General features: G+C 61.8%; 28 protein-coding genes. 10 read left to right on the forward strand and 18 right to left on the reverse strand.

What is annotated here, in order from left to right; all coding sequences use genetic code 11:
- Nucleotides 1–144: 144 nt before the first annotated feature.
- Nucleotides 145–1,110 carry a bifunctional biotin--[acetyl-CoA-carboxylase] ligase/biotin operon repressor BirA gene (gene birA, locus G5179_RS18320; RefSeq protein WP_227341803.1) on the reverse strand — a complete coding sequence of 322 codons (966 nt, stop codon included), beginning with the start codon at nt 1,108–1,110 and terminating at the stop codon, nt 145–147.
- Nucleotides 1,107–2,144: a UDP-N-acetylmuramate dehydrogenase gene (gene murB, locus G5179_RS18325; RefSeq protein WP_158110830.1), complete on the reverse strand. Its 1,038-nt coding sequence runs from the start codon at nt 2,142–2,144 to the stop codon at nt 1,107–1,109. The genes birA and murB overlap by 4 nt, the downstream gene beginning before the upstream one ends.
- Before the next feature lie 127 nt (nt 2,145–2,271).
- Between murB and G5179_RS18330 the strand changes: the two genes are divergently transcribed.
- Nucleotides 2,272–2,925: a potassium channel family protein gene (locus tag G5179_RS18330; RefSeq protein ID WP_005339863.1), complete on the forward strand. Its 654-nt coding sequence runs from the start codon at nt 2,272–2,274 to the stop codon at nt 2,923–2,925.
- Entirely contained in the window at nt 2,922–4,277 is a 1,356-nt protein-coding gene (locus G5179_RS18335) for a TrkH family potassium uptake protein (protein ID WP_005356363.1), read from the forward strand. Before G5179_RS18330 ends, G5179_RS18335 begins: the two co-directional genes overlap by 4 nt.
- A 40-nt stretch (nt 4,278–4,317) precedes the next feature.
- Here G5179_RS18335 and G5179_RS18340 read toward each other — a convergent pair whose 3' ends face one another.
- On the reverse strand, nt 4,318–5,148 hold the full coding sequence (locus tag G5179_RS18340; protein WP_421258863.1) for a cupin domain-containing protein: 831 nt from the start codon (nt 5,146–5,148) through the stop codon (nt 4,318–4,320).
- 101 nt (nt 5,149–5,249) lie between these two features.
- On the opposite strand from G5179_RS18340, the gene G5179_RS18345 reads away from it, so the two are divergent.
- The gene (locus G5179_RS18345) at nt 5,250–5,783 is read left to right on the forward strand and encodes a carboxymuconolactone decarboxylase family protein (protein ID WP_043823097.1); all 534 of its coding nucleotides are present in this window, start codon (nt 5,250–5,252) and stop codon (nt 5,781–5,783) included.
- Between the two features lie 13 nt (nt 5,784–5,796).
- Nucleotides 5,797–6,237 carry a DUF417 family protein gene (locus G5179_RS18350; protein WP_005341854.1) on the forward strand — a complete coding sequence of 147 codons (441 nt, stop codon included), beginning with the start codon at nt 5,797–5,799 and terminating at the stop codon, nt 6,235–6,237.
- A 40-nt stretch (nt 6,238–6,277) separates the two neighbouring features.
- Here the strand turns inward: G5179_RS18350 and G5179_RS18355 are convergent, their stop codons facing one another.
- From G5179_RS18355 to G5179_RS18365, 3 genes are all read right to left on the reverse strand, one after another.
- Nucleotides 6,278–8,251, reverse strand: coding sequence for a DNA topoisomerase III (locus G5179_RS18355; protein WP_421258864.1), 1,974 nt, complete (start codon nt 8,249–8,251; stop codon nt 6,278–6,280).
- A gap of 67 nt (nt 8,252–8,318) precedes the next feature.
- Nucleotides 8,319–8,816 (reverse strand): response regulator, encoded by a 498-nt coding sequence (locus tag G5179_RS18360; RefSeq protein ID WP_421258865.1) that lies wholly within the window; start codon nt 8,814–8,816, stop codon nt 8,319–8,321.
- A 55-nt stretch (nt 8,817–8,871) separates the two neighbouring features.
- Nucleotides 8,872–10,839, reverse strand: a complete 1,968-nt coding sequence (locus G5179_RS18365; RefSeq protein WP_421258866.1) for an ATP-binding protein — start codon at nt 10,837–10,839, stop codon at nt 8,872–8,874.
- 277 nt (nt 10,840–11,116) lie between these two features.
- Between G5179_RS18365 and G5179_RS18370 the strand changes: the two genes are divergently transcribed.
- On the forward strand, nt 11,117–12,247 hold the full coding sequence (locus tag G5179_RS18370; protein ID WP_005339847.1) for a NapC/NirT family cytochrome c: 1,131 nt from the start codon (nt 11,117–11,119) through the stop codon (nt 12,245–12,247).
- A gap of 23 nt (nt 12,248–12,270) precedes the next feature.
- A complete protein-coding gene (gene torA, locus G5179_RS18375) occupies nt 12,271–14,751 on the forward strand; it encodes a trimethylamine-N-oxide reductase TorA (protein ID WP_421258867.1) in 2,481 nt (826 codons plus the stop codon).
- Between the two features lie 85 nt (nt 14,752–14,836).
- On the opposite strand, the gene G5179_RS18380 is transcribed toward torA, so the two are convergent.
- Genes G5179_RS18380 through G5179_RS18395 form a run of 4 tightly spaced genes read right to left on the reverse strand, consistent with a single transcriptional unit; the run spans nt 14,837 to nt 17,702 of the window.
- Nucleotides 14,837–15,298, reverse strand: a complete 462-nt coding sequence (locus G5179_RS18380; RefSeq protein WP_108542312.1) for a hypothetical protein — start codon at nt 15,296–15,298, stop codon at nt 14,837–14,839.
- A 41-nt stretch (nt 15,299–15,339) separates the two neighbouring features.
- Nucleotides 15,340–16,689, reverse strand: coding sequence for a sensor histidine kinase (locus tag G5179_RS18385; protein WP_216952239.1), 1,350 nt, complete (start codon nt 16,687–16,689; stop codon nt 15,340–15,342).
- Entirely contained in the window at nt 16,686–17,342 is a 657-nt protein-coding gene (locus tag G5179_RS18390; RefSeq protein ID WP_005341873.1) for a response regulator transcription factor, read from the reverse strand. Before G5179_RS18390 ends, G5179_RS18385 begins: the two co-directional genes overlap by 4 nt.
- A gap of 21 nt (nt 17,343–17,363) precedes the next feature.
- Nucleotides 17,364–17,702, reverse strand: a complete 339-nt coding sequence (locus G5179_RS18395) for a PepSY domain-containing protein (RefSeq protein ID WP_005339825.1) — start codon at nt 17,700–17,702, stop codon at nt 17,364–17,366.
- 63 nt (nt 17,703–17,765) lie between these two features.
- On the opposite strand from G5179_RS18395, the gene G5179_RS18400 reads away from it, so the two are divergent.
- Nucleotides 17,766–18,014, forward strand: coding sequence for a PepSY domain-containing protein (locus G5179_RS18400; protein ID WP_013724184.1), 249 nt, complete (start codon nt 17,766–17,768; stop codon nt 18,012–18,014).
- On the opposite strand, the gene msrQ is transcribed toward G5179_RS18400, so the two are convergent.
- Entirely contained in the window at nt 18,011–18,637 is a 627-nt protein-coding gene (gene msrQ / locus G5179_RS18405) for a protein-methionine-sulfoxide reductase heme-binding subunit MsrQ (protein ID WP_421209075.1), read from the reverse strand. The two genes, G5179_RS18400 and msrQ, sit on opposite strands and share 4 nt — an antisense overlap.
- A complete protein-coding gene (msrP, locus tag G5179_RS18410; protein ID WP_184236585.1) occupies nt 18,628–19,629 on the reverse strand; it encodes a protein-methionine-sulfoxide reductase catalytic subunit MsrP in 1,002 nt (333 codons plus the stop codon). Before msrP ends, msrQ begins: the two co-directional genes overlap by 10 nt.
- Nucleotides 19,630–19,998: 369 nt before the next feature.
- On the opposite strand from msrP, the gene G5179_RS18415 reads away from it, so the two are divergent.
- Nucleotides 19,999–20,481: a DUF1097 domain-containing protein gene (locus G5179_RS18415; protein WP_005339809.1), complete on the forward strand. Its 483-nt coding sequence runs from the start codon at nt 19,999–20,001 to the stop codon at nt 20,479–20,481.
- Nucleotide 20,482: 1 nt separating this feature from the next.
- On the opposite strand, the gene G5179_RS18420 is transcribed toward G5179_RS18415, so the two are convergent.
- From G5179_RS18420 to G5179_RS18435, 4 genes are all read right to left on the reverse strand, one after another.
- A complete protein-coding gene (locus G5179_RS18420; RefSeq protein ID WP_421223022.1) occupies nt 20,483–21,763 on the reverse strand; it encodes a sigma 54-interacting transcriptional regulator in 1,281 nt (426 codons plus the stop codon).
- Complete coding sequence (locus tag G5179_RS18425) at nt 21,760–22,278, reverse strand: hypothetical protein (RefSeq protein ID WP_227341794.1); 519 nt, start codon at nt 22,276–22,278, stop codon at nt 21,760–21,762. Before G5179_RS18425 ends, G5179_RS18420 begins: the two co-directional genes overlap by 4 nt.
- Entirely contained in the window at nt 22,275–23,684 is a 1,410-nt protein-coding gene (locus tag G5179_RS18430) for a sensor histidine kinase (protein WP_421252063.1), read from the reverse strand. The genes G5179_RS18425 and G5179_RS18430 overlap by 4 nt, the downstream gene beginning before the upstream one ends.
- Nucleotides 23,685–23,787: 103 nt before the next feature.
- Nucleotides 23,788–23,880: a YnhF family membrane protein gene (locus G5179_RS18435; protein WP_005339800.1), complete on the reverse strand. Its 93-nt coding sequence runs from the start codon at nt 23,878–23,880 to the stop codon at nt 23,788–23,790.
- Between the two features lie 124 nt (nt 23,881–24,004).
- On the opposite strand from G5179_RS18435, the gene G5179_RS18440 reads away from it, so the two are divergent.
- Nucleotides 24,005–24,580 carry a 2-amino-4-hydroxy-6-hydroxymethyldihydropteridine diphosphokinase gene (locus G5179_RS18440; protein ID WP_421258868.1) on the forward strand — a complete coding sequence of 192 codons (576 nt, stop codon included), beginning with the start codon at nt 24,005–24,007 and terminating at the stop codon, nt 24,578–24,580.
- On the opposite strand, the gene G5179_RS18445 is transcribed toward G5179_RS18440, so the two are convergent.
- Entirely contained in the window at nt 24,506–25,210 is a 705-nt protein-coding gene (locus G5179_RS18445; RefSeq protein ID WP_227341792.1) for an SDR family oxidoreductase, read from the reverse strand. The two genes, G5179_RS18440 and G5179_RS18445, sit on opposite strands and share 75 nt — an antisense overlap.
- A gap of 162 nt (nt 25,211–25,372) precedes the next feature.
- Between G5179_RS18445 and G5179_RS18450 the strand changes: the two genes are divergently transcribed.
- Entirely contained in the window at nt 25,373–25,777 is a 405-nt protein-coding gene (locus tag G5179_RS18450; RefSeq protein ID WP_005356342.1) for a CBS domain-containing protein, read from the forward strand.
- On the opposite strand, the gene G5179_RS18455 is transcribed toward G5179_RS18450, so the two are convergent.
- Nucleotides 25,774–26,310 (reverse strand): DUF2301 domain-containing membrane protein, encoded by a 537-nt coding sequence (locus G5179_RS18455; RefSeq protein WP_421258869.1) that lies wholly within the window; start codon nt 26,308–26,310, stop codon nt 25,774–25,776. The two genes, G5179_RS18450 and G5179_RS18455, sit on opposite strands and share 4 nt — an antisense overlap.
- Nucleotides 26,311–26,342 lie beyond the last annotated feature (32 nt).

Raw genomic sequence — 26,342 nt, forward strand, 5'->3', positions numbered from 1 at the left:
GTTCGTTTCACACCTTGTCCCATCGGGTTCTCCATGTATTGGGGGGAAAGGTGTAAACCATATTCAGGACGGGACACGGATAACGAAGAGGGGGCCCGCGGGCCCCCTCTTCTTGTTTGGCATCATGAGCGGCCTTGCTGACCCTCAGTCGCCCCGGCGCAGGGAGAGCTCGCCCCCCAGATAGTATTTGATCCCTTCACCTGTCTCCAGTCGCAGGGCGCCGCGATCGTCGATGCCACGAGCGATGCCGCGGATCTCCTGATCCCCCATCAGCAGGCGCACAGGGCGACCGGCAAAGTGATCGAGCCGGTTCCACTCATCGACAAAGCTTGCCAGCCCCTGCTGCTCAAAGGTGTGCAGCGCCCGCTGCAGATGGACGATCATCCGGGCCGCCAACTGATTGCGATCCACCAGTTCCGGATTGATGTGACGCAGCTCAGCCCAGGCCTGATCAATCTTCTCACCTTCGCGGGCAGGCATCGCCAGATTGAGACCAATGCCGATCACCAGATGACAACTGGCCCCGGCGCTACCGCTCATCTCCACCAGTATTCCCGCCAGCTTGCGGCCCTGATAGTAGAGGTCGTTCGGCCACTTGAGCTCGACGCCTTGATAGCCAAGGGACTCCAGCGCTTCAACCACTGCCACGCCGACCGCCAGACTCAGCCCCATGGCCGCCGCCATGCCTTGTTCGAGTCGCCAGTACATGCTGAGGATCAGCTGGCAACCAAACGGCGAAATCCAGGGTTTGCCACGACGACCGCGCCCGGCTGTCTGACACTCGGCCAGACAGCTCTCGCCAGAGCGCAGCTCATTGACCCGATCCAGCAGGTGTTGATTGGTCGAGCCAATGACCGGAAAACAGTGCACCGGTGCCATCGGGGCCAGTGCCTGCAAGGTAGCCTGATCATAGAGCGCCATCGGCACCGCCAACCGGTAGCCCTTGCCGGTCAGGCTAAAGAGATCCAACCCCAGCTCCTTGAGCGCCGCCATGTGTTTGCTCACCGCCGCCCGGCTGATGCCGAGCTGCTCACCCAGCTGTTCGCCGGAGTGAAACTGGCCGTCGCTAAGCAGGGTGATCAGGGTCTGTCTGATGGGAGTCAACGTCATGAGAGCACCTCGTCGAGCCAGGTTTCACCATGCGCACCCATAAAGCGCACCTCGTGCTCCAGCACCACGCCAAACGTCTGCTCCACGCTGTCGCGGACATGAGCCGCCAGCGCGATCAGCTCCATGGCACTGGCGCCCCCCAGATTGACCAGCACCAGCGCCTGCTCCTGATGAACAGCGGCACGGCCAATGGCAAAACCTTTCAAACCGCACTGATCGATGAGCCAGCCCGCCGCCAGCTTGGCCTGCCCTTCTCCAGCCGGATAGCAGGGCATCTGCGGATAGCGCGCCTTGAGATTCTCCGCCAGCGCGGCAGGCACCACCGGATTCTTGAAGAAGCTGCCCGCATTGCCGAGCACCGCAGGATCCGGCAGTTTGGCCATGCGGGTGGCACAGACGGTATCGAAGATGGCCTGCGCCGAAGGCGCGTCACCGAGCGCAGCCAGTGGGCCATAGCCCTGCACCGGTTGCCACGCCTTGGGCAGTTTGAGCCCGACGGCGGTGATCAGGTGGGAATCCTGATACTCGTGTTTGAAGATGCTGTCGCGATAACCGAAGCGGCACTCTGCCGCCGCGATCCGTTCAATCTCGCCACTCTGCCAGTTGAACGCCTCGACATAGGCGCAGAAGTCGGCCAGCTCAACGCCATAGGCACCGATGTTCTGCACCGGCGCGGCACCGACCGTACCGGGAATGAGCGCCAGATTCTCTAGCCCGAACCAGCCCTGTTGCAAGGTATGGCGCACCAGCTGATGCCAATCTTCACCGGCCGCCACATGGAGCAACCAGTGATCGCCACCATCTTCAGCGGTAATCCCCTTGAGCCGGTTGAGCACCACCAGACCGAGAAAATCGGTGGTGAAGAGCATATTGCTGCCGCCGCCCAGATTGAGGCGAGGCAACTGGTTGAGTTGTGGATCAGCACGCAGGGTCGCCAGATCGGCAACCTGCTCCACCTCGGCCAGCCAGAGGCAATACGCATCGAGGGCAAGGGTGTTGAGCTTCAACAAGGAGGCGTTGGCATTCAGTTTCATCGGTCTATCCCGGCTTGGTGCAAGGGCGCAGTCTACCTCAAGTTGCCCCATGACGAAAAACCCGAGCCCTTTTCGGGGGAATAGCAGTGGTTTAGAGTAGGCGACTTCAACTGCTGAGGAATAACTCATGAACAACCAGTTTGCCGTCATCGGCCTGGGCCTGTTTGGCAGCGCGCTGTGCGAAGAGCTGCAACGGCAAGATGCCGAAGTACTGGCCATCGATATCGACGAGAGCAAGACCCGGCAAATCGCCGCCCTCTGCAATCACGTTATCGTGGCCGACGCCACCGATGAGGCCACCGTGGCCGAGCTGGGACTGGCCAATTTCGATATCGTCTTCGTTGCCATCGGTGACAACCTGGAGACCAGCATCCTCACCACCCTCGTCTTGAAAGAGGCGGGCGTGAAGAAGGTGTGGGTCAAGGCGCGCGACAAGTTCCACGCCAAGATCCTGCAGAAAGTGGGCGCCGACAAGGTGATCAACCCGGAGTGGGACATGGGCCGCCGGGTCGCCCAGAGCATGCTGGACAACCGGCTGTTCGACTATCTGGAGCTGGGCCACGACATGGTGCTGACCGAGTTCGTGATTGGCCTGCAACAGAACGGCCGGGAACTAGGCGACTTCCATCTGCTGCAACAGAGCGATTTCCAGCTGCTCGCCATCAAGCGTGGTGACGTGCTGCACAACGTGCTGACCGGCAAGATGGAGCTGCAACTGGGCGACATCCTGATCCTGGCGGGCAACAAGCACGCCATCGACCACTGGCTCGAAACCCTATGATCAACTGGCGCAGCAGCTACGCCTTCGCCCTCCATCGGGAACAGGACTCTCGCTGGAGCGAGGCCCGGCTGATCCTCGGCAGCTTTCTGATCATTCTGCTGATTGGCACCATCTTTCTGGTGCAACCCTCCAGCCACAATGGCGAGGTTACCTTCGTCAACGCCCTGTTTACCGCCACCTCGGCCATCAGCGTGACAGGTCTTGGCGTGGTGGATACCGGCACCGCCTTCACCCTGCAGGGGCAGATTTTCCTGCTGATGCTGATGGAGATCGGCGGTCTGGGCCAGATGACCATGACCCTGTTGCTGATCGCCATCTTCAGCAAGCGGGTCGGTCTGCGCCAACAGGTACTGGCCAAGGAGGCGCTGGGACAGGAGGGCTCGGTCAACATCATTCAGCTGGTCAAACGGATCGTGCTGTTCGCTTTTATTGCCCAACTGATCGGCACCGGCATCATGGCGATCCGCTGGGTGCCCGAGATGGGTTGGGTGCACGGCCTTTACGTCAGCTTCTTCCACGCAGTATCGGCCTTCAACAACGCCGGGTTTTCGCTGTTTGCCAACAACCTGATGGACTATAGGGACGACCCCATCATCAGCCTGACCATCGCCGGCCTGCTGATCCTGGGGGGGATCGGCTTTACCGTCATCGTCGATCTGGTGCGCAACCGCCGCTGGCGCAAGCTGAAGCTGCACAGCAAGCTGATGCTGCTGATGACCCCGGCGCTGCTGCTGGCCGGTACCCTGATGTTCTGGCTGCTGGAACACAACAACCCGGGCACCCTCGGCAAGGCAGGTATCGGTGGCCAGCTGCTGGCTGCCTTCTTCCAGTCTGCCAGTGCCCGTACCGCCGGTTTCAATACCATAGATATCGGGCTGATGACCCCGGCGGCGTTGCTGTTCCTGATGATGCTGATGTTTATCGGTGCCGGTGCCACCTCGACCGGTGGCGGTATCAAGGTGACCACCTTCGCGGTCGTGCTGCTGGCGACCAAGGCGTTTCTGACCAAACGGCCCCATGTCACCGCTTTTGGCCGCACCCTGTCGCCCCAGATCGTGACCCGCTCGCTGGCTATCATCATCGTCAGCACCATGGTGCTGATGCTGGCGATGTTCCTGCTGATGGTGACCGAGGATCTGCCGTTCGACAAAATCATGTTCGAGACCATATCGGCATTTGCCACCGTCGGCCTCTCCACCGGCATCACCGCCTCCCTGAGCGAGCCGGGCAAGCTGATCCTGGTACTGGTGATGATCTGCGGCCGTCTCGGCCCCCTGACCCTGGCCTTTATGCTGGCCCGCCCGGTCGAGACTCGCATCCGTTATCCGGAAGAGAACGTCTATACCGGCTGACCGGTTATGAACACGGGGCAGCCACTAGCTGCCCCATTTTTTATTCGGCTTGTTGTTGCGCCTTGAGCCAGCGCCCCGGGCTCACCCCCAGCTCCCGCTCGAATGCCCGACCAAAGGCAACACTGCTGCTATACCCCGCCCCCAGCGCCACCTGCACTATGGGCTCCCCCGCCAGTAGTTGCTGGCAGGCGCGCGCCATGCGCCAGTGGGTCAGATAACCAAGCGGCGCTTGACCAACCCGCTCCTGAAACCTCGCGGCAAAGCGGGCCCGCGACATGCCGGCCTCCCGCGCCAGCGTGGCCACCGTCCAGGGTTCATCCCCACGCTGATGCATCACCGAGATCGCCTTGGCCAACTGGGGATCGGAAATACCTGCCAGCATCCCCTGCTGACACACCCCTTGCTCGACCAGATGACGCAGCAGCAGGATCAACAGTACCTCCAGCAAGCGGGAGATCAGCGGATCCTGCCCGTAGCGGGGGTGAAACGCCTCGTCAAACAGCTGACTCAGCACCGGCGTCAGGACAGGCAACTCACGTAGCGGCAGCACCAGCGAGCCCGGTAATGCCAGTTGCAACGGCGATGATCCCCCCTTGCCGAATACGACATTGGCGCACACCAAATCACAACCCCCCAGAGTTCTGGGTTCAAGCTTGTGAGGACGTCCCCGAGGGAACAGGATCAGAGTCGGCTCCTCGAGCAGCAAGCTGGCTCCCCCCTCTTCACGCAGCATGACGGCACCACTGCGCAGCAGATGAAGATGTCCGCCACTAGGGTAATCATCACTGGAGGAGTTCTGGCACAGGTTGCCGGCGAAGAAGATCTTGGCTTCGGGGGAGGCATGAACCAACAGGGCAGAGAGCGGATCCATATTTGAGACGAATAGTATTTATTTGCAGACGATGAGTGATAAACCGTATCACGAATGACGGCACACTGTCTCCCGTACCTTCACTACCACAGGAGAAGATCATGAGCCGTATCCAACCCGTATCCCAACCGCAACCCGCAGCCGCCCAGACCCTGGCCACCCTGCAACGCAATCTGGGTATGGTGCCCAACCTCTACGCCACCCTGGCCCACTCGCCAGCCCTGCTCAATGGCTTCCTGGCCTTTGCCGAGGCTCTTGGCAAGGGGCGTCTGACTGCCCCACAACGGGAGTTGCTGGCACTGGCCATAGGTCAAGCCAACGCCTGCCAATACTGTTTGTCTGCCCACACACTGCTCGCGGGCAAGGCCGGATTCTCGGCCCAGGAGATCCGGGCGGCCCGACTCGGCCAGGCCTCGGCTCCCCTTGATCACGCCCTGCTGCAACTGGCAACGGCGCTGGTCAACCAGCGCGGGGTGATCAGTGACGAGCAGCTTGCTAGCGCCCGTGCCGCAGGCGTAGATGACGAGCTGCTGCTGGAGGTGCTCGGCCAGGTGGTGGTCAATACCCTGACCAACTATGGCAACCACCTTGCGGCGACCGAGATCGACTTCCCGCCCGTCACTCTGACCCCTTAAACAAGGAGCCCCCATGCAGCAACATGACAAAGGCTTTCTGGTCGCCCTAGCGGGCGTGGTATTGACCCTGCTCTGGATCGGCGTCTTCAAGTTTACCCCGACCGAGGCAGCCGCCATCAAACCACTGGTAGCCAGCCACCCCTTGATGAGCTGGCTCTATGGCCCCCTGTCGGAACAGAGCGTATCGAACCTGATCGGGGTGGTTGAGATAGTGATCGCCATCGGGCTGGTCGTGGGCCTGTGGCAACCTCGCATCGGTTACTGGTGCAGCATGGGGGCTATCGTCACCTTCCTGGCGACGCTGAGCTTCCTGCTGACCCTGACAGGTGTCTGGAAAGTGGTTGATGGCGTGCCAGTCACCGAGTTCTTCCTGTTCAAGGATCTGGTGTTTCTCGGTGTGGTTCTGCACTACCAGCACAGGATCCGTGCCAGCTTGTCCACTCAGGCAGCCTGACAACAATGCCTTTGGCGCCCGGGATGGGCGCCTTTTTTCGTTATGCCGCCTTGGTCTGGCGCTTGCTGGCCGTCTTGCGCGGTCGGGACCCGCCAGTCGTGCTGGCCGCCGGACTCTTGCGCTTGGTAAAACGCCGCTTGCCGGCACCCGGCGCCTCCTTGGGCAGGGTGCTGAAGCTGGCGCCAGAGTCCTGCCGCGCCCCCTCGATCAGACCGTGCAGTTGCTCAGTGAGCGGCCCCATAAACTGCTGATAGCTGCCGTGACGCTCGGCGATCTGGCCGAGGCTCTGCTCCCACAGCGCCGTCATATCCGGCGTGGTGGCGGTGGCAGGCAGTGCCTGCACCAGTGCCCGCCCGGTCGGGGTCGCCTTGATGCTCTTGCCCTGGCGCACCAGAAAGCGGCGCTTGAACAGCAGGTCGATAATGCCCGCCCGGGTCGCTTCTGTGCCGAGACCATCGGTGTCGCGCAGGGTCTTGCGGATCTCGGGATCCTGCACATAGCGGGCGATGCCAGTCATAGCCGCCAGCAGGGTGGCATCGGTGAACGACTTGGGCGGCTGGGTCATCTTCTCCTGCAGTTCGCCCCGCTCACAGAGCAGTTGCTCTCCCTCCTTCAGTGCAGGTAGCGTGCCCGCCTTCTCTTCGTCGTCATCCTCTTCCACCCCGAGCAGTGCCTTCCAGCCTGCCTTGAGGATTCGCCGCGCCTTGGCCTGAAACAGGCCACCGGCGATGCGCAGCAGCACCTTGCTGTCGTTGTATTCGAACGGGGGATAGAACTGCAGCAGATACTGGCGGGCAATCAGGCCATAGAGCTTCGCCTCGTCGGCCCCCAGCATACCGGGGTTGCCCTGCTTCTCGGTGGGGATGATGGCGTGGTGGGCATCCACCTTGCTGTCGTTCCACGCCTTGCTGCGGATCTTGCTGTCCGCCTCGGCAACTGCCTTGGCCAGCGCGGGCGCTGTGGCGGCGATGGCACTGCGCACCTGCTCGGCCCGCTTGAAATGGTCGGTCGGCAGATAGCGGCTGTCGGAGCGCGGATAGGTGATGAGCTTGTGACGCTCGTAGAGGCTCTGGCAGATGTCGAGCACCCGCTTGGCATCCATGCCGAAGCGCTTGGCGGCATCGATCTGCAGGCTGGAGAGGTTGTAGGGCAGCGGCGCCGCATGCTTGCGGGCCTGCTCCTCCACCGATTCGACCTGTGCGGGCTGGCCGTTGATCCGGCTCACCACCTTGTCGGCCAGCGCCCGGTTGAGCACCCGCCCCTCCTCATCTTGCCACGGCAGGCAGGCTTCGGACGGCAGCCACTTGGCGGTGAAGCGCTCGTTGCTATCGGTCAGCAGATGGGCCAGCACCTCGTAGAAGGGTTTGGGCACGAAGGCCTCGATCTCGAGATCCCGCCGCACCACCAGCCCCAGCAGCGGAGTCTGCACCCGACCGACAGAGAGCAGCTCGCTGCAACCCGCCTTGCGCCCGAGCAGGGTATAGGCGCGGGTCATGTTGATACCGTAGAGCCAGTCGGCCCGACTGCGGGCCAGCGCCGAGACCGCCAGCGGTACGAACTCCTTGTTGTCCCTCAGTTTGTCGAGGGCGCGGCGCACCGCAGGCGGGTTGAGATCGCTGATGAGGCAGCGCTGCACCGGCTTGGTCTTCGGGTAGCCGAGAAAGTCGATCACCTCGTCCACCAGCAACTGCCCTTCCCGGTCCGGGTCACCGGCGTTGACCACGCAGTCCGCCTGCTTGATCAGCCGCTTGATGACGGTGAGCTGGGTTTTGGTCTTGGGCTTGGCCACCAGCTGCCACTGGGCGGGGATGATGGGGAGATGCTCCATCCGCCACTGCTTGAAGGCGGCGTCATAGGCATCGGGCTCGGCCTGCTCCAGCAGATGGCCGATACACCAGGTGACCACATCCCCCTGGGCTGTTTCGATAAAACCGTCGCCCTTCTTATGGGGCTTGGGCAGGGCATCGGCAATGGCGCGGCCCAGCGTGGGCTTCTCGGCGATAAAGAGTCGCATCGGTGGCTACCTGCAATACTGTATATGCAGACAGTATACAACTGCCACCGCGAAAGCCCAACTGCCCCTATTCGTCGAACGGGTGATCGTGGATAGCAGCAAACAGCCGCGCCTGATTGAGCAGCGGCGCATAGTGGAAGGCATTCTCGCCATCCTCCGCCAGCAGGTAGTCGGTCAACTGTTCGCGCACCGCCTCTTGCAGGGTCTCCAGCTTCCACGGCTTGGCTAGGTAGTAGTGCAACCCCCCGCGATTGACCGCTTCGACGGTGGCCTCCAGCCCCGCTTGTCCGGTCAGCAGCAATTTGCGGCTGGCACGGGTGGTGGCACGCCGGTTCAACTCCACCAGAAAGTCGACCCCCAAAGTTCCCGGCATGATGTGATCGCAGAGGATCAGCGCCAGCTTGCCCCCCTCCTCTTCCCACTCGTGCACCACCTCCCGCGCTTCGTCGACGCTCTCGGCGGCTTCCAGTTCGAAGTGGGAACGGAACGGGGCGAGATCGTGGATCACCGCATCCAGCACCTCCCGCTCATCGTCCACACACAGGATCAGATAGTGTTTGTTCATTGCTCCTCCTTGGCGACATGGTTTGGCACGCCGCGCGATTGATGCTGGCGACGGCTCAGGCCGCATGCTCCTTGTTGTGATGAGGTTCGCCCCCGTAACCGGCCTGCCCCATGCCGTCCAGCGGCAGACAGACCCGCATCCGGGTGTAACGGCCCGGTTCGGAGGTCACCTCGATCCGGCCGTGGTGCTGCTGAACTATCTGCAGCGAAACGCTCAGACCAATCCCGAGGCCGAAATGTCCCTCCCGCTTGGTGGTGAAGTTGAGATCGAAGATCCGCTGCCACAGCTCGGGCTCGATGCCGCAACCGCTATCCTCGATCTCCACCATGACCCACTCGGGATCCAGCAATCCGGTGCGGATGGTGAGTCGCCCCGGGCCGCTCATGGCATCCAGACTGTTGGCGATCAGGTTGGTCCACACCTGTTGCAGGGCGATGGGGTGACAGCGCACCAGCGGCAGCGGCTGGTACTCCTTGCAGAGCTCATGATGCTTGAGGCGGTTTTCGAAAATCATCAGGGTATCTTCCAGCCCCTCGTGCAAGTCCACCAGCGAGGGCTCGGCCCGATCCTGCCGGGCATACTGCTTGAGGCTCTTGACCAGATCGCCGATGCGACGGGCACACACTTCGATATTGCGCAGGAAGCTGCCGGTCTGCTGGAACAGCTCCAGCCGGGAGAGCAGCGCCTCCCGCTCGTCGGCAGTGCGGCTGGCAAACCAGCGCTGCCAGTTCAGCTCGTCATCCAGATTCATCTGCACCGCCAGCCGCGCCTGCTGACGATCGCCAAAGCGCCCCTCCGCCTGCCGGGTCTTGTCACGGATTTCGCTGGTCGAGACCGGCTGGGAGGAGAGCGCCTGACAGAGGGTCTGGTTGCCCAGCCCCTTGATGGTTGCTGGCAGCTCGAGATTGACCAGATCGGGGATGGCGGCCCGCAGGGTCTCGCTGCCACGGATAATGGCCGCCACCGGGTTGTTTAGCTCGTGGGCGACACCGGCCACCAGCTGACCCAGCATCGCCATTTTTTCGCTCTCCACCAGCTGGGCGTGAGCGGCATCGAGGGAGTTGAGGGTCTGTTGCAGCCGCATCTCGGTGCGGATGCTGTTTTGCAGGCGGCGATTGAAGTGGCGCAGCAGCAGGTTGGTAAAGGAGGGGAGCAGTTCGCTGCGCGCCTGCATCACCCGGGAGAATTGCAGCTTGTCGAGCTTGATCACCTCGGCGCCGGTCAGGGTCACGCCGGTGGTGAAAGCGGGTTCGCCGGTCACGAAGGACATACCCCCCACCAGCGAACCGGTGCGGTAGTGCACCACCTCCTGATCTATCCCCTGCTCGTCCCGCTTGCGCAGCACCACCTCACCCTTGGCGATAAACCAGAGAAAGCTGTTGGGCTCCCCCTCGCGGGTCAGCACATGGCCCGGACTGTAGTGGCGGCAGACCCGCGCCTCGTCATTGCCATCGAAAAACTGGTAGAGGCCGTCGATCACCACCCGCGACAGCTCTTCATCACTGCAGTGGGTGTAATCCATAAAACCCTGCCGATAGGCCGCCAACTGGCGATCGACGTGGACCCGCAGCAACTTCTGGTTGTCGAGCACGGCGGCATAGCTCAGCAGGTCAGCCTCGGGCTGGAGCAGCACAAAGTGGCTGGCCTGCTCGATCACCGCCCGGCGCAGGCTGCCATCGCGCCAGGGGCGTTGCAGGTAGTAGTCGAGACGACCGAGGTTGACCGCCTCGATGATCGATTTCATCTCCGGCTGGCTGCCCAACAGGATCTTGCGGCACGCCTCGTGGCGGCTGCCGAGGCGGATTAGAAAATCGGCCCCTCGCCCATCCCCCAGCTCGCTGTCACACACCACCACGGCGGGCGGCTGCCCCTTGCGGTCCAGCTCGTCGAGGGCCAGCTCCGCCGACTCCTGCCCGACCACCACCACCAGCGCAAAATGGCCGAGCAGCGGGGCCAGCTCCTGTTCGAATTCGGTCAGCAGCTGCACGTTGGCGGCGACACACAGCAGTGAGAAAGGGCTCATCGGCGACACTCCGTTGTGGCTCACTGTTCACTATATCAACGAATCTTGTGGGGTTTTGCGAGGGGGCTAACAGCTGCCAAGGAAAGTGTCAAAAGCGGATAAATACAATAAAACAGAATTTAATTCGATATTATTGTCAATAACAGAACTATGAATTGAGTGTGACTTCCATCAAAAAATATAAACCATGATGGAGGTCAACGCCTTATCCCTATCATTACTACTACTATTGGACTAGTACTATGTAGGTAATTATTGACCGTAGGAAAACGCCGCCATGATTGGAAAACTGATAAGAAAAACCTGGTTCTGGCTCCTGCTGCTCGGGGCCCTGTTGGGGGTCGCGGCACTGGGTGTCACCGTGACCGTGCTGCACAAGACCAGCTCCACCGAATTCTGCGTCTCCTGCCACTCCATGCAGACACCGCTCGCCGAGTATCAGGGCAGTGTCCACTTCCAGAACACCAAGGGGATCCGCGCCGAGTGCGCCGACTGCCACATCCCGGGCGACCCCACCTCCTACCTGTGGACCAAGATCCGCGCCGTGAAGGATATCTATCACGAGGCGATCGGCACCCTGGATACCCCGGAAAAGTATGAAGCCCACAAGCTGCGGATGGCTCAGTCCGTGTGGGACGAGCTGAAAGCCAACGACTCCGCCACCTGCCGCAGCTGCCACAGCTACGAGGCGATGGACATTCTGGCCCAACGCCCCAATGCCCGTGCCGAGCACCCGGTCGCCATCAAGGAAGGCCAGACCTGTATCGACTGCCACCGCGGTGTCGCCCACATCATGCCTGACATGAGCGGCCTGGCTGCCGCCGGTGCCAGCGAGCTGGCGCAGGCTGCGGCCCAGACCCCGGCCAATGTCACCACCCGCTACGCCATCGCCACCACCCCGCTGTTCCTTGATGCCGCTGCCAAGACCGACGAAGGTACCCTGATGCCCTCCACCAAGGTGGAAGTGCTGGCCAACGAAAATGGCCGCGCCAAGGTGCAGATCGAAGGCTGGCAACAGGATGGTGTGAGCGAAGTATTCTACGCCGCACCGGGCAAACGGATCCTTAGCGTACTGGTCGGCGATGCCGCCAAGAAAGCGCTGGTCACCGGCCAGAGCGAAACCGACAGCGCCACCAACCTCACCTGGCATCAGGTCAAGCTGACCGCCTGGGTAGACCAGAGCCAGCTCATCGGCGATCAGGGCAAGCTGTGGCAATACGCCTCCACCCTGATGTCCAATAACTGTACCGGCTGCCACGGCCTCACCGCGCTGGATCACTTCAATGCCAACCAGTGGATCGGCGTCATCAAGGGGATGGAATCTCGTACCTCCCTGACCCCGGAACAGGCTCGCATGTTGACCCAGTATGTCCAGAAACACGCCAGTGACATGAGCGCGGCCCACTAAGGCTGGCACAGAGGAAAACCGTTATGACTTTTTTCAATGACAAGAAGACCAATCTGTCCCGCCGCAACCTGCTCAAGGGGCTCGGCGCCTGCGCAGCCCTGCCCCTGCTCGGCGGCATTTTTCCCAAGAGTGCGCTGGCGCAAGCCATCAGCACCGCATTGAGTCAGTTCCCGACCCTGGTGCCCGCCCAGAAGGGCATTCTGACCGGCGCCCACTGGGGTGCGTTCGAGGCGATCGTCGAGGATGGCCGCATGGTGCGCGTCCAGCCGGTGGCCGATGATCCGGCGCCGAACGATCTCATCGATATGGCGCCATTCCAGGTGCATGCCAAGAACCGCATCAAGTACCCCATGGTGCGCAAGAGCTGGCTGGAGCATGGCCCGGGCGCCAAGCCTGAGCTGCGCGGTGCCGACGAGTGGGTACGAGTGAGCTGGGACAAGGCGATCGAACTGGTGGCCGGCGAGATTCAGCGGGTCCAGACCGACTTCGGCCCGCAGGCGATCCACGCCGGTTCCTACGGCTGGAAGAGCGTCGGCATGTTCCACAACAGCCGTACCCTGCTGCACCGCCTGATGAACCTCTCCGGCGGCTTCACCGGTTATGCCGGTGACTACTCCACCGGCGCGGCTCAGGTGATCATGTCCCACGTGATGGGCTCCATCGAGGTGTACGAGCAGCAGACCGCCTGGCCCAACGTGGTGGAGAACGCCGAACTGGTGGTGCTGTGGGGGGTCAACGCTCAAGTAACTCTGAAGAACAGCTGGAACATGCCGGATCACGAAGGTCAGGCCGGCTTCATGGCGCTGAAAGAGAAAGGCACCCGCGTCATCAGCATCGACCCCATCTACAACGAGACCGCCAAGCTGGTCGGTGCCGAGTGGATTGCGCCGAACGCCTACACCGACGTGGCCATGATGCTGGGTGTGGCCCACACCCTCTACAGCGAGAAGAAGCACGATCAGGCCTTCCTCGATCGCTACACCGTCGGCTTCGACAAGTTCCTGAACTACCTGCTCGGCAAGGATGACGGCCAACCGAAGAGCGCCGAGTGGGCGAGCACCGTCTGCGGCGTCGATGCCAAGGTGATCCGCCAACTGGCTCTCGACATGGCCGCCAAGCGCACCATGATCATGGCCGGTTGGGGCATGCAGCGTCAGCAGCACGGCGAACAGCCCAACTGGATGCTGGTCACTCTGGCCTCCATGCTGGGCCAGATCGGCCTGCCGGGCGGCGGCTACGGCTTCAGCTACCACTACTCCTCCGGTGGCAGCCCCACCGCCAAGGGCGGCATTCTGGCGGGCATCTCCGCCGGCAACGCACCGAAGAACAGCCCGGCCCCGATCCCGGTGGCCCGCATCGCCGACTGTCTCGCCAACCCGGGCAAGACCATCGACTTCAACGGCCGCAAGGTGACCTATCCGGACATCAAGCTGGTCTACGTGGCGGGTGGCAACCCCTTCCACCACCATCAGGACACCAACAACCTGCTGCAGGCGTGGCGCAAGCCGCAGACCGTGATCGTGCACGAGCCTTACTGGACGGCCACCGCCAAACACGCCGACATCGTGCTGCCGGTCACCACCAGCTACGAGCGCAACGATCTGGAGATGGGCGGCGACTACTCCCAGCGCTATGTGTTCCCGATGCACCAGTGCGTACCGCCGCAGTTTGAAGCCCGCAACGACTTCGATATCTTCAGCGCCATCGCCGCCAAGCTGGGCGTGCAGGAGCAGTACACCGAAGGCAAGGACGAGATGCTGTGGCTCAAGCAGATGTACGACGGCATGGCGGCGCAGGCCCGCGGCGCCCGCGTGGCGCTGCCGCCGTTCAACATGTTCTGGGAGTCCAACAACTACATCCGCTTCCCGATCCCCGAGGCAAACCGCCAGTGGATCCGTCACGCCGATTTTCGCGAGAACCCGCTGCTCAACCCGCTCGGCACCCCATCCGGCAAGATCGAGATCTTCTCCAACACGGTGGCGGGGATGGGTTACGCCGACTGCGCCGGCCACCCCAAGTGGTATGAGCCCAAGGAGTGGGTGAAGAGCGAGGTGGCGGCGCGCTATCCGCTGTCGCTCAACACCTCCCACCCGACCCAGCGGCTGCACTCCCAGCTCGACAACACCCCGCTGCGGGACAAGTTCGCCATCGCCGACCGCGAGGCGATCATGATCCATCCGCTGGATGCCAAGGCTCGTGGCATCGCCCAGGGGGATCTGGTGCGCGCCTTCAACGAGCGCGGCCAGATCCTGGTGGGCGCCCTGCTCTCCGAGGATGTGCGCCAAGGGGTGGTGCGGATCTGCGAAGGGGCCTGGTATGACCCGGCCAAGCCGGGCGAAGCGGGCAGCATCTGCAAGAACGGCAACGTCAACTGCCTCACCTTCGACGAAGGCTCGTCCAGTCTGGCGCAGGGCAACTGCGGCCACATGGCCCAGCTGCAGATCGAGAAGTACACTGGCCCGATGCTGGCCAACACCGCCCACGCGGTACCGGCCAACGGCTAAGGCGATTGCCACCCAATAAAAACGGCGCCATCAAGGCGCCGTTTCTTTATCTGTCTGCCAAAGAGCACACATAGTCCGGACAGATTTAAAAATCCCCCTCTTCCATATACTCCTGCGCGCACTCCACCAGCTGTGGCCACAGCTCTTCCGGCACCCAGGCGTCCGGGTCATCTTCGTCACCGTCGTACTGGCTCCAGAAATAGCGGCGCAGGCCGGAGGCAAACTCGTCGCTGATCTCGGCCAGCTCGGAGAGCGGCCCCAACCAGGCGATGCGACGCAGGCCGGAGGCGAGATCGTTGATGGCATCCATCAGGGTGCGATCGTCGAAGCTCTGCTCCACCAGCAGGGTGAAGCGCTCGCGCGCCTGCTCGGTCTGCTCCTCGTCCAGTTCGCCCACATCGGCCAGCAAGTCGACAAAATCTTCCAGCAGGAACGCGATCAGGCCATCCCTGTCTTCAAACCACTGGATCTGGGCGCCCTTGACCCCCAGTACAGAGGCATCGAATGAATCGTCAAGATGGCACAGGGCCCACGGATCGTCGGTCATGGTTCTCTTCCTCAGGCTAAAACAAATGCCATATCTTATGCCTAGCTCTCGACCCTTGCCACCTTGGGCAACGAGAGGGAGGCGGCCAGCCCGCCCAGTTCGGCGCGGCCCATAATAAAGCTGCCGCGATAGGCTTCCGCCAGATCGGAGACGATGTTGAGACCGAGACCGGAACCCGGCACCTTCTCGTCGAGCCGCACCCCGCGCAGCACCGCCTTGGCGATCTGATCCTCGCTCATGCCGGGGCCGTCATCCTCGATACGCAGGGTGATCCAGCCCCCCAGCTCGGCGCTGGAGATACGCAGCTCGCTGGCGGACCATTTGAAGGCGTTCTCCAGCAAATTGCCCACCATCTCGTCGAAGTCCTGCTCCTCCACCCCGACCGCCAGATTGGCGGGCACTTGCAGATCCACCGTCTTGCCCGGATAGAGGCGGGAGAAGGCGCGGCAGATATACTCCACCCGCGCCCGCACCGGGGTCGACACCCCGAGGATCTTGGCGGCGCCGGTCACCCGCGCCTTACCGAGGTGATAGTCGATATGGCGCTGGATCTGGTCGAGCTGCTCGCCGATGGCGGCCTGATCCTCCGGCGGCAACTGGGCAACCTGATTGCGCATGATGCTGAGCGGCGTCTTGAGGGCGTGAGCCAGATTGCCGGTGTGGGCACGGGCACGCTGCAGCAGCTCGCCGTAGTGGTGCAGCAGCCGGTTGATATCCTCAACCAGCGGCTGGATCTCCAGCGGATAGCGCAGCCGGAATCCCTCCTGATGACCCTCGTGAACCCGCCCCAGTTCACGGCGCAGCAGATGCAGCGGCCGCAAACCATAGACGATCTGGAACATGAAGCCGAGCACCAGACCGGCGGCGGCAAAGCCGAGACCGAGGAACAGGCTGATGCGAGTTTTCTTCAGGGTCTGGATCAGGGTGCTGCTGTCCTTGGCCATCACCAGGGTAAAGACCCGATCCGAACCGGGCAACAGCACGGTGCGGGTCATGATCAGCAGCGGCTCCTTGTTGGGGCCCTTGCCAAAAAAGAGGTCAGGATCGCCAAAGGCAGACTTGAGGCCACGGCTCACCAGATGGGTGTCCCACAGGGATCGGGAGCGGCCCACCACATTTTCCCCCAGTTCCAACTGCCAGTAGTAGCCGGAGTAAGGTTGGCTGAAACGGGGATCGGCCATCGGTTCGATCACCACAGGTAGACCACTCTTCTCCACCTCCAGCCGGGAGAGCAGATCATAGAGCTGCAGGCGAAGGCCGTCGGCCTCCGCCTCCTGCCAGTAGTTGCGCATCATGGTCTGCAGGCTGAAGCCGGTGGCGAACAGGAACAGCCCGCACCACACCAGCGCAATGGCAAGCAGCCGCCCCCGCAGGGTTCGGACCAGCCTCATTCGTTGATCCGGTATCCGAGACCACGCACTGTCTCAATCAAGTCGGGATGGGTCTTCTTGCGGATCCGGCCGATGAACACCTCTACTGTGTTGGAGTCACGGTCGAAATCCTGAGCGTAGATGTGATCGATCAGCTCGCTGCGCGACACCACCTTGCCCCGATGCTGCATCAGGTAACCCAGCACCCGGAACTCGTGGGCGGTCAGCTTGATGGGGGTCCCTTCGTACCACACCTGGGAGGCCGCCATATCGAGCCGTACCCCGCCAATCTCCAGAACGGAGCTGGCGTTGCCTGCCGCCCGGCGCACCAGCGCATGCACCCGCGCCACCAGCTCGGCCACCTGGAACGGCTTGGTGAGGTAGTCATCGGCACCGGCATTGAGCCCCTCGATCTTCTCGTGCAGTTGGCCACGGGCGGTCAGTACCAGCACCGGGGTATCGATTCCCTTGCTGCGCCACTCCTTCAACACGCTCAGGCCATCGCGCCCAGGCAGGCCGAGGTCGAGAATGATGGCGTCATAGGGTTCGGTCTCACCGAGGAAACCGGCCTCGTTGCCGTCGTGGCAGAGGTCGGTGACAAAGCCGGAGAGGCGCAGCTGTTCGGCCAGCTGACCAGCCAGAATTTTTTCGTCTTCAACAATCAGAATTCGCATGAACAGGCTTCCACACAGGGGTTATTCATCATCCTCGACCGGGGGCTTTGGTGGTTCGAACAACCGCTCCAGATGGTGGCCCTTGGCCCACACCAGCTCAAGGTTGTCGGCCCGATAGGCTACCTTGATCACGCTGTTTTCCCGATCGATGACTCGCAGTTCATAGAGCCAGATACCATCCTCTTCTCCCAGATCCACCCGCAACACCCGCACCGGCAATCTGGCCGCCACCTCCATCATTTCATGGAAGGGCCGAACCCGTCCCTCATGGACAGCTTGCTGCAGCATGGCTTCATCAGGCGTGACCGCCTGTGCCAGCAACGGCAGCAATAACCCAAGCAGAGGGAGCGCTCTATTCATGGATGATTCATCTCCAAAAACCTAACATAATGGCGTTTATAGTCTGCCAGCCATGAATCCGGAATGAATATGATCCCGCGCAGTTTCCTGCTGATCCTTTGCCTGTTGAGTGCCACAAGCTGGGCGGCCCAGAGCCGTCTCGACATGGCCGGGCTGGTCAAACTCCTGCTGGCGCAAGGGTATCACGACATTCGGGAAGTGGAGCTGGAAGGGGACAAATTCGAGGTCAAAACCCTCAATCGCCAGGATCAGAAGGTGCATCTCATCGTCGATGCCTACACTGGCGAGATCAAACAACAAGAGGCCGATTAGGCCTCTTTTGCATTCCAGCGTCCCCGCATGGGGCGCAGCAGCTTCTCCCGCCTCGGCCAGAGCAGGGCGCAGGCCAGCAGCAGGTAGATGAGGGGCTCCCCCCAACCGCTCTTGAGCGACCACCAGTAGTGCACCGGCACCAGCAGGGCGATGGCATAGACCCAGTTGTGCAGCTTCTGCCATGCAGCGCCCATGCTGCGCTGCAATGCGGGCAGCGAAGTGATGCTGAGGGCGGCCAGCAGCAGCAGGGCCACCATCCCCACCACTATGTAGCTGCGCTTGACCAGCTCGCCGCCAATCAGCCCCCAGTCAAACTGCAGATCCAGCCCCAGCCACGCCATGAAGTGGAGCAGCGCCCAGGCAAAACACCAGAGCCCGAGGGGGCGGCGCAGCTTGATGAGCTGCCCCTGCCGCCAGCGCTTGGCCAGCGGCGAGACCAACAGGGTGAGCAGCAGCAGATTGAGCGCTCCCTTGCCGAGGTAGTGGATGAGCTCGGGCACCGGATCGCCCCCCAGCAGGCCTGCCGGGATGGCAAAAACCAGCCAGAGCAGGAAGCCGAGGGAGCACAGATGCACCAGCGCCCGCAAGCCGCTGATATGGGCCGGTTTCAATCTCAGTACCATTGGCGCAGATCCATCCCCTGATAGAGCGAGGCGACTTCGTCACCATAGCCGTTGAACATCAGGGTCGGCTGACGCTTGGCGCCAAACACTCCTCCCTCGCCGATGAAACGCTCGCTTGCCTGGCTCCAGCGCGGGTGATCCACCTGCGGGTTGACGTTGGCGTAGAAGCCATATTCGTTGGGAGCCAGCAGGTTCCAGGTGGTGGGCGGCATCTCCTCTACCAGCCGGATCGAGACGATGCTCTTGATGCTCTTGAAGCCATACTTCCACGGCACTACCAGCCGGATCGGCGCGCCATTCTGGGCGGGCAGGGTCTTGCCGTAGAGCCCCATCGCAAGGAATGAGAGAGGGTGCATCGCCTCGTCGATACGCAGCCCCTCCACATAGGGATACTCGATGCCGCCCCCCAAACTGGAGGCCTGCCCCGGCAGCTGTTTCGGATCAAACAGGGTTTCGAAGGCGACAAACTTGGCGCGACTGGTGGGCTCGGCACGGCGGATAATCTCCGCCAGCGAGATGCCGTTCCAGGGCAGTACCATGGACCAGGCTTCAACGCAGCGCAGCCGGTAGATCCGCTCCTCCAGCTCGCTTTTGTTGATGAGGTCCCACACATCGAGGGTAAAGGGCTTGGCCACCTCCCCCTCCACCTTGAGGGTCCAGGGTTCGGGCTTGAGGTAATGTGCGTTGCGAGCCGGGTCGGACTTGTCGGTGCCGAGCTCATAGAAGTTGTTGTAACTGGTGGCCTTCTCTTCCGGTGTCAGCACCAGATTGGCCGGGCGCTCCGCAGGCTTGCTGTTGAGCGGTTTGGTAGCTAATTGGGGGGCATCCTCTTTACCGCGCAGCAGGTCGAGCACTCCGGCCTGAGTGGGGAACGCCAGGGTGGCTGCGCCCAGACCCAGCCCCTTGAGAATAAGGCGGCGGTCCTGATAGACGGCTTCCGGGGTAACATCCTGTTCGGTGAGGGGGTGGGCGGTACGACGCTTGATCAACATTAAAAACTCCCGGGGCTGAGTGAGGCAGTATGGATAAGACCCGCCCCGGCAGATTTTTATTTCACACAAATTTACATCATGTGGTGCAGGGGCAGTGCCTTGGCCATGGTGCCGACCAGAAACAGGACTACGAACACCAGCAGGGGAACGATCACATTTGGCGCCATCAGACTCACTCCATGAGCAGGACAGGGCCTCTAACTATGGCCGACTGTCAGGCCGGTCACCAATGAATTTTTTTCGCGAGCGCAAGCGTATTCCTGAGTTGAAAAGGGTGATGAAGATCACACACAATTCGGCCCCCGCTTGCCGCCCCAATTGCCGGGGGTAGGCTGCCCATTTTGCGAAGCCAACTGAAGAGTCGCCCCCATGAGCCCACTGATCGCCATCGCCATCACTACTGGAATTCTCTCCGCCGTCTGGGGCTGGATTGCCGTCGCGTTCGGCCTTATCTCCTGGGTCGGCTTTCTCGGCTGCACCAGCTATTTCGCGTCAAGCGGCGGCTACAAGGCGCTGCTGCAGACCATCTTCTGCAACACCAGCGGCATGCTGTGGGCACTGCTGCTGATCCATGGCGACAGTCTGTGGGGAGCGGGTGTGGCGGGTTACGTGATGACGGGGGTGGTCGCAACCCTGATGTGCGTACAGGCCAAGCAGCAGTGGCTCGGCTACATTCCCGGCACCTTTGCCGGTTGCTGTGCCACCTTCGGGGCGGCTGGCGAGTGGCGGCTGATCCTGCCCTCCCTCATCATTGGCGCCTTGTTCGGTTACCTGATGAAGGCGAGCGGCCTCTGGCTCTCCCATAAAACCCAAAAAGCCGATGCCGCTCCGGCTGTGGTTGATCCCGCCTGATTTATCCCTTCGATTTGAAGTTTGCTGCTTCGATACCGTGCCGATTCAATAACTTGTAAAAATCGGTGCGGTTTCTACCCGCCAGGTTGGCCGCCAGAGTCACGTTGCCCTCGGTAGTGCGCAGCAAACGGATCAGATATTCCTTCTCGAATTCGGCACGAGCCTCATTGAAGGAAGGGATGCCACCACCGCCGCCGCTCAGGGCGGACTCCACCATGGAGACCCCGATCACCGGGCTGCAACAGAGGCTGGCGAGTTGCTCCACCAGATTGCAGAGCTGACGCACGTTACCGGGCCAGGCAGCTGCGGCCAACATCGCCAGCGCCTCCGGCGAGAAGCCCATCGCGGCGCAGTCGCTGTGGCGGCAGCGATAATCATCCAGCGCCTGTCTGGCCAGCAGCGGAATGTCTTCACTGCGGGCACTGAGAGACGGTAAGGTGATATTGGCGACGTTGAGACGATAGAAGAGATCTTCCCGAAAGCGTCCCTCCTCCATCGCCTTGACCAGATCCTGATGGCTGGAGCTGAGCACACGCACCTCCGGCGTGCCCTGGCCATACTCCTCCATCACCTGCAGCAGCTTGGCCTGCAAGGATTCCGACAGGCTGCCAATTTCGTCGAGAAACAGGGTCGCCCCCTTGGCCTGCTCGAACAGCCCGGACTGACCATCTTCACCAAACAGCTGCAAGTCGAGTGACGCCCACGGAATGGCGGCGCAGTTGATGGTATGGAGCGGCTTGTCGCGGCGCTGGCTGGCCTGGTGCAGCGCCTGCGCCATCGCCCCCTTGCCGGAGCCTGACGGCCCCATGATCAGTACTGGCACCTCCATGGTGGCGATGCTGTGAGCCTGGATCAGTAACTGTTCCAACTGGGGATTGCGGGTCAGGATCAGTGACTGCCACTCCTGCTGCTGTTTCGGCCGGGTCAGGCTGAGAGCATGCTCTATGGTGGCCAGCAGCTCATCCTTGTCAATGGGCTTGGTCAAAAAGCTGAAGACGCCGGAGCGGGTCGCCTGAATGGCATCCGGGATGGTGCCGTGGGCGGTCATGATGATCACCGGCAGCCCCAGCCACTGGGCCTGGATCCGCTCGAACAGCGCCAGACCGTCCATGCCCCCCATCCGCAGATCGCTCAGCACCAGATCGGCCCGCTGCTGGCGCAGCAGGTCGAGGGCCCCTTCCGCACTGTCGGCAGTATCCACCTCATAACCCTGACTGCGCAGCCGCATGCTCATCAGCTTGAGCAGACTGACGTCATCATCCACCAGCAAGATCCGGCTCATGGTATTACCTCACGATGCTCGTTGAGCTTGCGCTGGTTGAGCTGGTCATCGATGGCGGTCAGCTGTTCGATCTGGCGACGCAACCGCTGGATCTCCTGACTTTGATCATCGCGTCGGCTGTCGCGAGCCAGCAGCTGTTCGCCGAGGGCGATCCAGCTGCGCAAAAATGCCTGCGCATCGAGACCCAGCTCGGGCAGCATCTGCTTCAGGCGCGCCAGCCCGGCGGTACGATTGGCCACCGATTCGGCCGGGTGGGAATCCACCATCGCCAGACTGACCCGGCTCTCCAGATCATCCGCCCCTTTCAGGCGTTGACGCTCCTGCATCCGCTGCTGGGGGTGACTGGCCAGCAACCAGTCGGAGTATTGCAGACGTACCTGCATCTCCTTGTTGGCAAACTCCATCCGCTTGGCAAAAGCGATATCGGTGGAGTTCTGCTGTTCGTGCTGTGGCAGCAGGGCGCAACCCGCGAGCAACCCCATCATCAGGGCTGGAAATACGCGCTGTATCTTCATAGTTCTCTTTTCAACGTCAACCTGAAGCAGACATCCGCCTGTTCATCTTTCACCAGAACCAACTCACCTCCGAGACTATGGGCAGACTCCCGTGCGATAGAGAGGCCCATACCAGAGCCTTTCAATACACCTTGTCGCACTGTACTGCCTTGTTCGAAGGGTTCAAAAATACGTTGCTGATCGGCAGCGGGGATCTCTGGCCCCTCGTTGGCTACCTCCAGCCAGCTTGTCTGTTCATCCTGCCCTGCCCTGATCCAGATATTGCCCCCGCTGGCGCCGTAACTGACAGCGTTGGAGAAGAGGTTATCGAGGATCAGTCTCAACCGGTAGGGCTCCGCCCACAGGGTAACCGGCCCGATCGGCAAGTGTACACGGATCTGCTTGGACTCCAATGCCAACCGGTACTCGATGGTGAGTTCTGACAGCATGGGCAGCAGGGGGACAGATTCCAGCTCAAATGCCTCCTGCTGGGTGAGTCGATTGAAGTCGAGCAACCGCTCGATCAGGGTTTGCAAACGGCGACTGCTCTCGTCCAGCATCTGGCAGATCTCCAGCTGATCCGGCGTCAACGGCCCGACCAGCTGCTCGCAGAGCAGATCCGACCCCTCCCGCAGCACCGCTAGCGGGGTCTTGAGCTCGTGGGAAACATGACGCAGAAACTGGTACTTTTGCTGCTCCAGCTCCTTGAGCTTGTCGTAAAGCCAGAGGATCCGCTCCCCCAGCAACACCAGCTCGGCGGGGCCATCTACCGGCCTTGGATCCGGCTCGACCCCCGCCCCCAGGCTCAAGATGCGCGACTCAATCTGTCGTACCGGGTGGATGATCAGGTAGGTGAAGATAAAGACCATCAGCAGGCTGAGCGCCGCTACAGCGCCGCTCACCCACCAGAGCTCCCTGGTCAGTCCGGCGATGGTGAGTCGCACCCGATCCATGTGTTCGTCAACCCGGCTGCGCGTGACCATCTCAAGCTGCTTGTTGGCATCGTTAAACAGCTCTAGCTTGTCCCCCGCCACCGCAGCCTGGGCCAGCGCGGCATCCTGCAAGCTGTCGAGCCAAGCCAGCCCCTGATCGAGCCCCCTGTAGAGCTGACCGTCGGAGATAGAGCTGCGATGTTCTGCCAGCAACACCCGATACCCGTCGAGTTGCTGCTGGTAGCTGGTGAGACTGCGGCGATCCCCCAGCACCGCGAAGCGGCGCAAGGTGCGTTCGATATCGATGGCTTGCGCCGTCAGCAGGGTGGCGCGGCGGGTATCCTTGACCGCCCGCTCCATCTCGTCGCTGGTGAGCTGACTGAGGTGGGCAAGGGAGGTGCTGTTGTGCCAGATCATGCCGCCCAGCGGCATCAACACCAGCACAAATCCCATCAATACTACCTGCAGCAGGGAGCGTGGGCGAACCTTGGTCATCATCTCTTCTCTTGCATTCTCACCGGTGCGCCAGCATAGCCGCACCGCCCCAAAAAACAAAACCGGCCAACAGGCCGGTTTGGATTATCTGGATTGTGGTGATTCACGCCAACGCGACAGAGGCCAGACAGATAATCATGATCATCGCCAGCGCACCCGAAGCGGTCAACAGCGCCCATTTCAGCTCCACACTCATGCAAACCTCCTTTCTGCCAATCAGTGCCGGATCACAATAGATAAGACAATGTTAAGCCATAGTTAATCCGATAACCGTGAGCTGCGTATACATTTCAGATGAGCCCAACCCCGGGAAGGTCAGCATGTTCTATCTGTGTAGCATTGGTTCCAATATTGACCCGCATATCCATGTCAGCCGCGCGCTGGCCGAGCTGTTTGAGAACGTCGGTCCCCTTCGGCTGAGTTCGGTGATCCGCACCAAGCCGGTGGGAATGCACTCCAGCCACGACTTTCTCAACTGCCTGCTGGTGGTGGAGAGCCCGCTCGATGCCGCCCGCCTCAAGCAGCACTTTGTCGCCCTCGAGGTGGCTCACGGCCGTGATCGCAGCGATCCGCTCTGCAAGGTGCACGACCGGCCACTCGACATCGATATTCTGGCCAGCAACAGGAGCGGTAACTTTGCCTCGGCAGAGGTCGATTCCTATCTGGCGGAGCTGCTGGCAGAGCTCTACGGCCATGGCGAGGTGCATGACCCCAAGGTGGCGCTGCAAGTTACGCTCCCCGCCCAGTCGGGCAAGCTCAAACCCGGCAAGGGCTTGCTGACCCGGCAGGTCGGGCTGGGGCCGCTGGTGCTCGGCAACCCCTCAGAGGTTGGCCAGAGCACGCCCGCCATCTACCTTGATGCTGGCACCCGTCATATAACTGTTCCCCACCAGTAGCTGCACCGCCTGCCAGATGGGCTCAAGTCCACCCTCCCGCGCCAGCGGCGTTTTCGCCAACACCTGCTGGCGCCAGCTCTCGTCATGTTCATCGAGAAACAGGATCGGCCCTGGCTCTATGGTGTTGACCCGAACCGTGGGCGCCAGCTCGCGGGCAAAGCTCATGGCCAGCGAATGGGCTCCCGCCTTGGTGGCCACATAGCTGGCAAAACGGGGGGCCGGGGCATGGATATAGATATCGGTGATGTGAATGATGCTGGCGTTGGGGTTGCTGGCAAGCTGAGGGGCCAGCGCCCGGTTAAGCTGGAAGGGGGCCGCCATGTGTACCCGGTAGAACTGCTCGAACTGGGCCAGTTGCGCCGCCGGATCAGTTGCCTGAGGTTCGAAAGCAGAGGCGTTGTGGATCACCAGCGCCAGATCCTGATGGGCAGCCAGCACACCGATCAGCTTGCCAACGTCCTCTTCCCGGCCAAAATCCGCCTGCACCAGTTCGACCCCCAATGCAGCCAGCGTGGCCAGCTCCGGCCGCTCGCTGCGATAGCTGCCCGTCACCTGCCAACCCGCTGCCACCAGCTGTTCACAGAGATAAAATCCGAGTCGACGGCCACAGCCCGTTACCAATGCACGCATATGATCTCCTTTCCCTTTCATGGTCTTGCATGAACGAAGCCCGCCTGCCAGCGGATCACCGCCGATGGCCGGTGCCTATCAATCTCTGCGGCACAAGCCATTGGTCGCGGGCCACCCACCCGCGTCATAGTGGCGGCATCCCCCTCTTGCGGAGTCACCACCATGCTGAAAGTACACCACCACATGGGTCGCCTGACCCACTCCCTCACTGCCGGACTCGGCCTGGCCGAGGCGCTGGATCGCCTGCATCAATCGGGTCTTGGCGGCCTGCCGGTGCTGGATGAGCAAAAACGGCTTATCGGCTTTCTTTCCGAACAAGACTGCATTCCCAGCCTGCTCACCGGCAGCTACCACTGCGATACCCGCACCAGGGTGGAGGATCTGATGAACCGCTCGCCCCTCTCGGTCGGGCCGGATGAGAGCATTCTGGATCTGGCTCGCCAGATGGCCGATGCCAAGCCCAAGATCTACCCGGTGCTGCAACAGGGCAAGGTGATCGGCATCATCAGCCGCCGTCAGGTGATGCAGGCCCTCAACCAGCAGATGAAGGTGTGCCAGCAGACCTAGATCTGGTAACGCCCCTTGTCACCGATATCGAAGTGCAGGGGCATCCGCCACTTGGCCAGCGCCAGCAAGGTCAACAGGGCCCCGCATACCAGCGCCACCAGTGCGGCGGCCCACTCCACCCGCAACCACTCCAGCAGCCATAACGCCGGCAGCAAAATGGGCACCAGTTTGATGCCGGGAATCGAGAAGCAAAACTGCTCCTTGAACGCCAGCCCGGAGAGGGTCGCCAAGGCCGCTCCCAGCACCAGCGCATCCGGCGCCCCCACCGCAGCCAGGGCCAACGCGCACCAACCAAACCCCTGCAGAATCAGGCGAATCCGCTTGTCGTAGATATGCAGCGAGAAGCCGCATATTGCGCTTGCCACTGCCAGCGACACCAACCATTGTGCCGACGGGAGCAGTGCCATCCCGCTCAGCAGCGCCGCACCGCGGCAAAGCAGCAACAGGGCAGCCGCACTCAAGCCAAGGCGGTAGAGCGAGACGGTCAACTTGTCGATCCCGTCCAGCGGGCTCTCGATTTCAGGACTTGCCATAAACAGTCGCTTCTAACGGATCAGGTGCCATC

It is taken from the genome of Aeromonas sp. 600886 (genome assembly GCF_049174935.1).
Lineage (GTDB): Bacteria > Pseudomonadota > Gammaproteobacteria > Enterobacterales > Aeromonadaceae > Aeromonas > Aeromonas veronii_A.

Excerpts from the sequence above, each read along its gene's own strand:
- birA (WP_227341803.1), bottom strand. The coding sequence starts at position 1,110 with ATGACGTTGACTCCCATCAGACAGACCCTGATCACCCTGCTTAGCGAC.
- murB (WP_158110830.1), bottom strand. The coding sequence starts at position 2,144 with ATGAAACTGAATGCCAACGCCTCCTTGTTGAAGCTCAACACCCTTGCC.
- G5179_RS18330 (WP_005339863.1), top strand. The coding sequence starts at position 2,272 with ATGAACAACCAGTTTGCCGTCATCGGCCTGGGCCTGTTTGGCAGCGCG.
- G5179_RS18335 (WP_005356363.1), top strand. The coding sequence starts at position 2,922 with ATGATCAACTGGCGCAGCAGCTACGCCTTCGCCCTCCATCGGGAACAG.
- G5179_RS18340 (WP_421258863.1), bottom strand. The coding sequence starts at position 5,148 with ATGGATCCGCTCTCTGCCCTGTTGGTTCATGCCTCCCCCGAAGCCAAG.
- G5179_RS18345 (WP_043823097.1), top strand. The coding sequence starts at position 5,250 with ATGAGCCGTATCCAACCCGTATCCCAACCGCAACCCGCAGCCGCCCAG.
- G5179_RS18350 (WP_005341854.1), top strand. The coding sequence starts at position 5,797 with ATGCAGCAACATGACAAAGGCTTTCTGGTCGCCCTAGCGGGCGTGGTA.
- G5179_RS18355 (WP_421258864.1), bottom strand. The coding sequence starts at position 8,251 with ATGCGACTCTTTATCGCCGAGAAGCCCACGCTGGGCCGCGCCATTGCC.
- G5179_RS18360 (WP_421258865.1), bottom strand. The coding sequence starts at position 8,816 with ATGAACAAACACTATCTGATCCTGTGTGTGGACGATGAGCGGGAGGTG.
- G5179_RS18365 (WP_421258866.1), bottom strand. The coding sequence starts at position 10,839 with ATGAGCCCTTTCTCACTGCTGTGTGTCGCCGCCAACGTGCAGCTGCTG.
- G5179_RS18370 (WP_005339847.1), top strand. The coding sequence starts at position 11,117 with ATGATTGGAAAACTGATAAGAAAAACCTGGTTCTGGCTCCTGCTGCTC.
- torA (WP_421258867.1), top strand. The coding sequence starts at position 12,271 with ATGACTTTTTTCAATGACAAGAAGACCAATCTGTCCCGCCGCAACCTG.
- G5179_RS18380 (WP_108542312.1), bottom strand. The coding sequence starts at position 15,298 with ATGACCGACGATCCGTGGGCCCTGTGCCATCTTGACGATTCATTCGAT.
- G5179_RS18385 (WP_216952239.1), bottom strand. The coding sequence starts at position 16,689 with ATGAGGCTGGTCCGAACCCTGCGGGGGCGGCTGCTTGCCATTGCGCTG.
- G5179_RS18390 (WP_005341873.1), bottom strand. The coding sequence starts at position 17,342 with ATGCGAATTCTGATTGTTGAAGACGAAAAAATTCTGGCTGGTCAGCTG.
- G5179_RS18395 (WP_005339825.1), bottom strand. The coding sequence starts at position 17,702 with ATGAATAGAGCGCTCCCTCTGCTTGGGTTATTGCTGCCGTTGCTGGCA.
- G5179_RS18400 (WP_013724184.1), top strand. The coding sequence starts at position 17,766 with ATGAATATGATCCCGCGCAGTTTCCTGCTGATCCTTTGCCTGTTGAGT.
- msrQ (WP_421209075.1), bottom strand. The coding sequence starts at position 18,637 with ATGGTACTGAGATTGAAACCGGCCCATATCAGCGGCTTGCGGGCGCTG.
- msrP (WP_184236585.1), bottom strand. The coding sequence starts at position 19,629 with ATGTTGATCAAGCGTCGTACCGCCCACCCCCTCACCGAACAGGATGTT.
- G5179_RS18415 (WP_005339809.1), top strand. The coding sequence starts at position 19,999 with ATGAGCCCACTGATCGCCATCGCCATCACTACTGGAATTCTCTCCGCC.
- G5179_RS18420 (WP_421223022.1), bottom strand. The coding sequence starts at position 21,763 with ATGAGCCGGATCTTGCTGGTGGATGATGACGTCAGTCTGCTCAAGCTG.
- G5179_RS18425 (WP_227341794.1), bottom strand. The coding sequence starts at position 22,278 with ATGAAGATACAGCGCGTATTTCCAGCCCTGATGATGGGGTTGCTCGCG.
- G5179_RS18430 (WP_421252063.1), bottom strand. The coding sequence starts at position 23,684 with ATGACCAAGGTTCGCCCACGCTCCCTGCTGCAGGTAGTATTGATGGGA.
- G5179_RS18435 (WP_005339800.1), bottom strand. The coding sequence starts at position 23,880 with ATGAGTGTGGAGCTGAAATGGGCGCTGTTGACCGCTTCGGGTGCGCTG.
- G5179_RS18440 (WP_421258868.1), top strand. The coding sequence starts at position 24,005 with ATGTTCTATCTGTGTAGCATTGGTTCCAATATTGACCCGCATATCCAT.
- G5179_RS18445 (WP_227341792.1), bottom strand. The coding sequence starts at position 25,210 with ATGCGTGCATTGGTAACGGGCTGTGGCCGTCGACTCGGATTTTATCTC.
- G5179_RS18450 (WP_005356342.1), top strand. The coding sequence starts at position 25,373 with ATGCTGAAAGTACACCACCACATGGGTCGCCTGACCCACTCCCTCACT.
- G5179_RS18455 (WP_421258869.1), bottom strand. The coding sequence starts at position 26,310 with ATGGCAAGTCCTGAAATCGAGAGCCCGCTGGACGGGATCGACAAGTTG.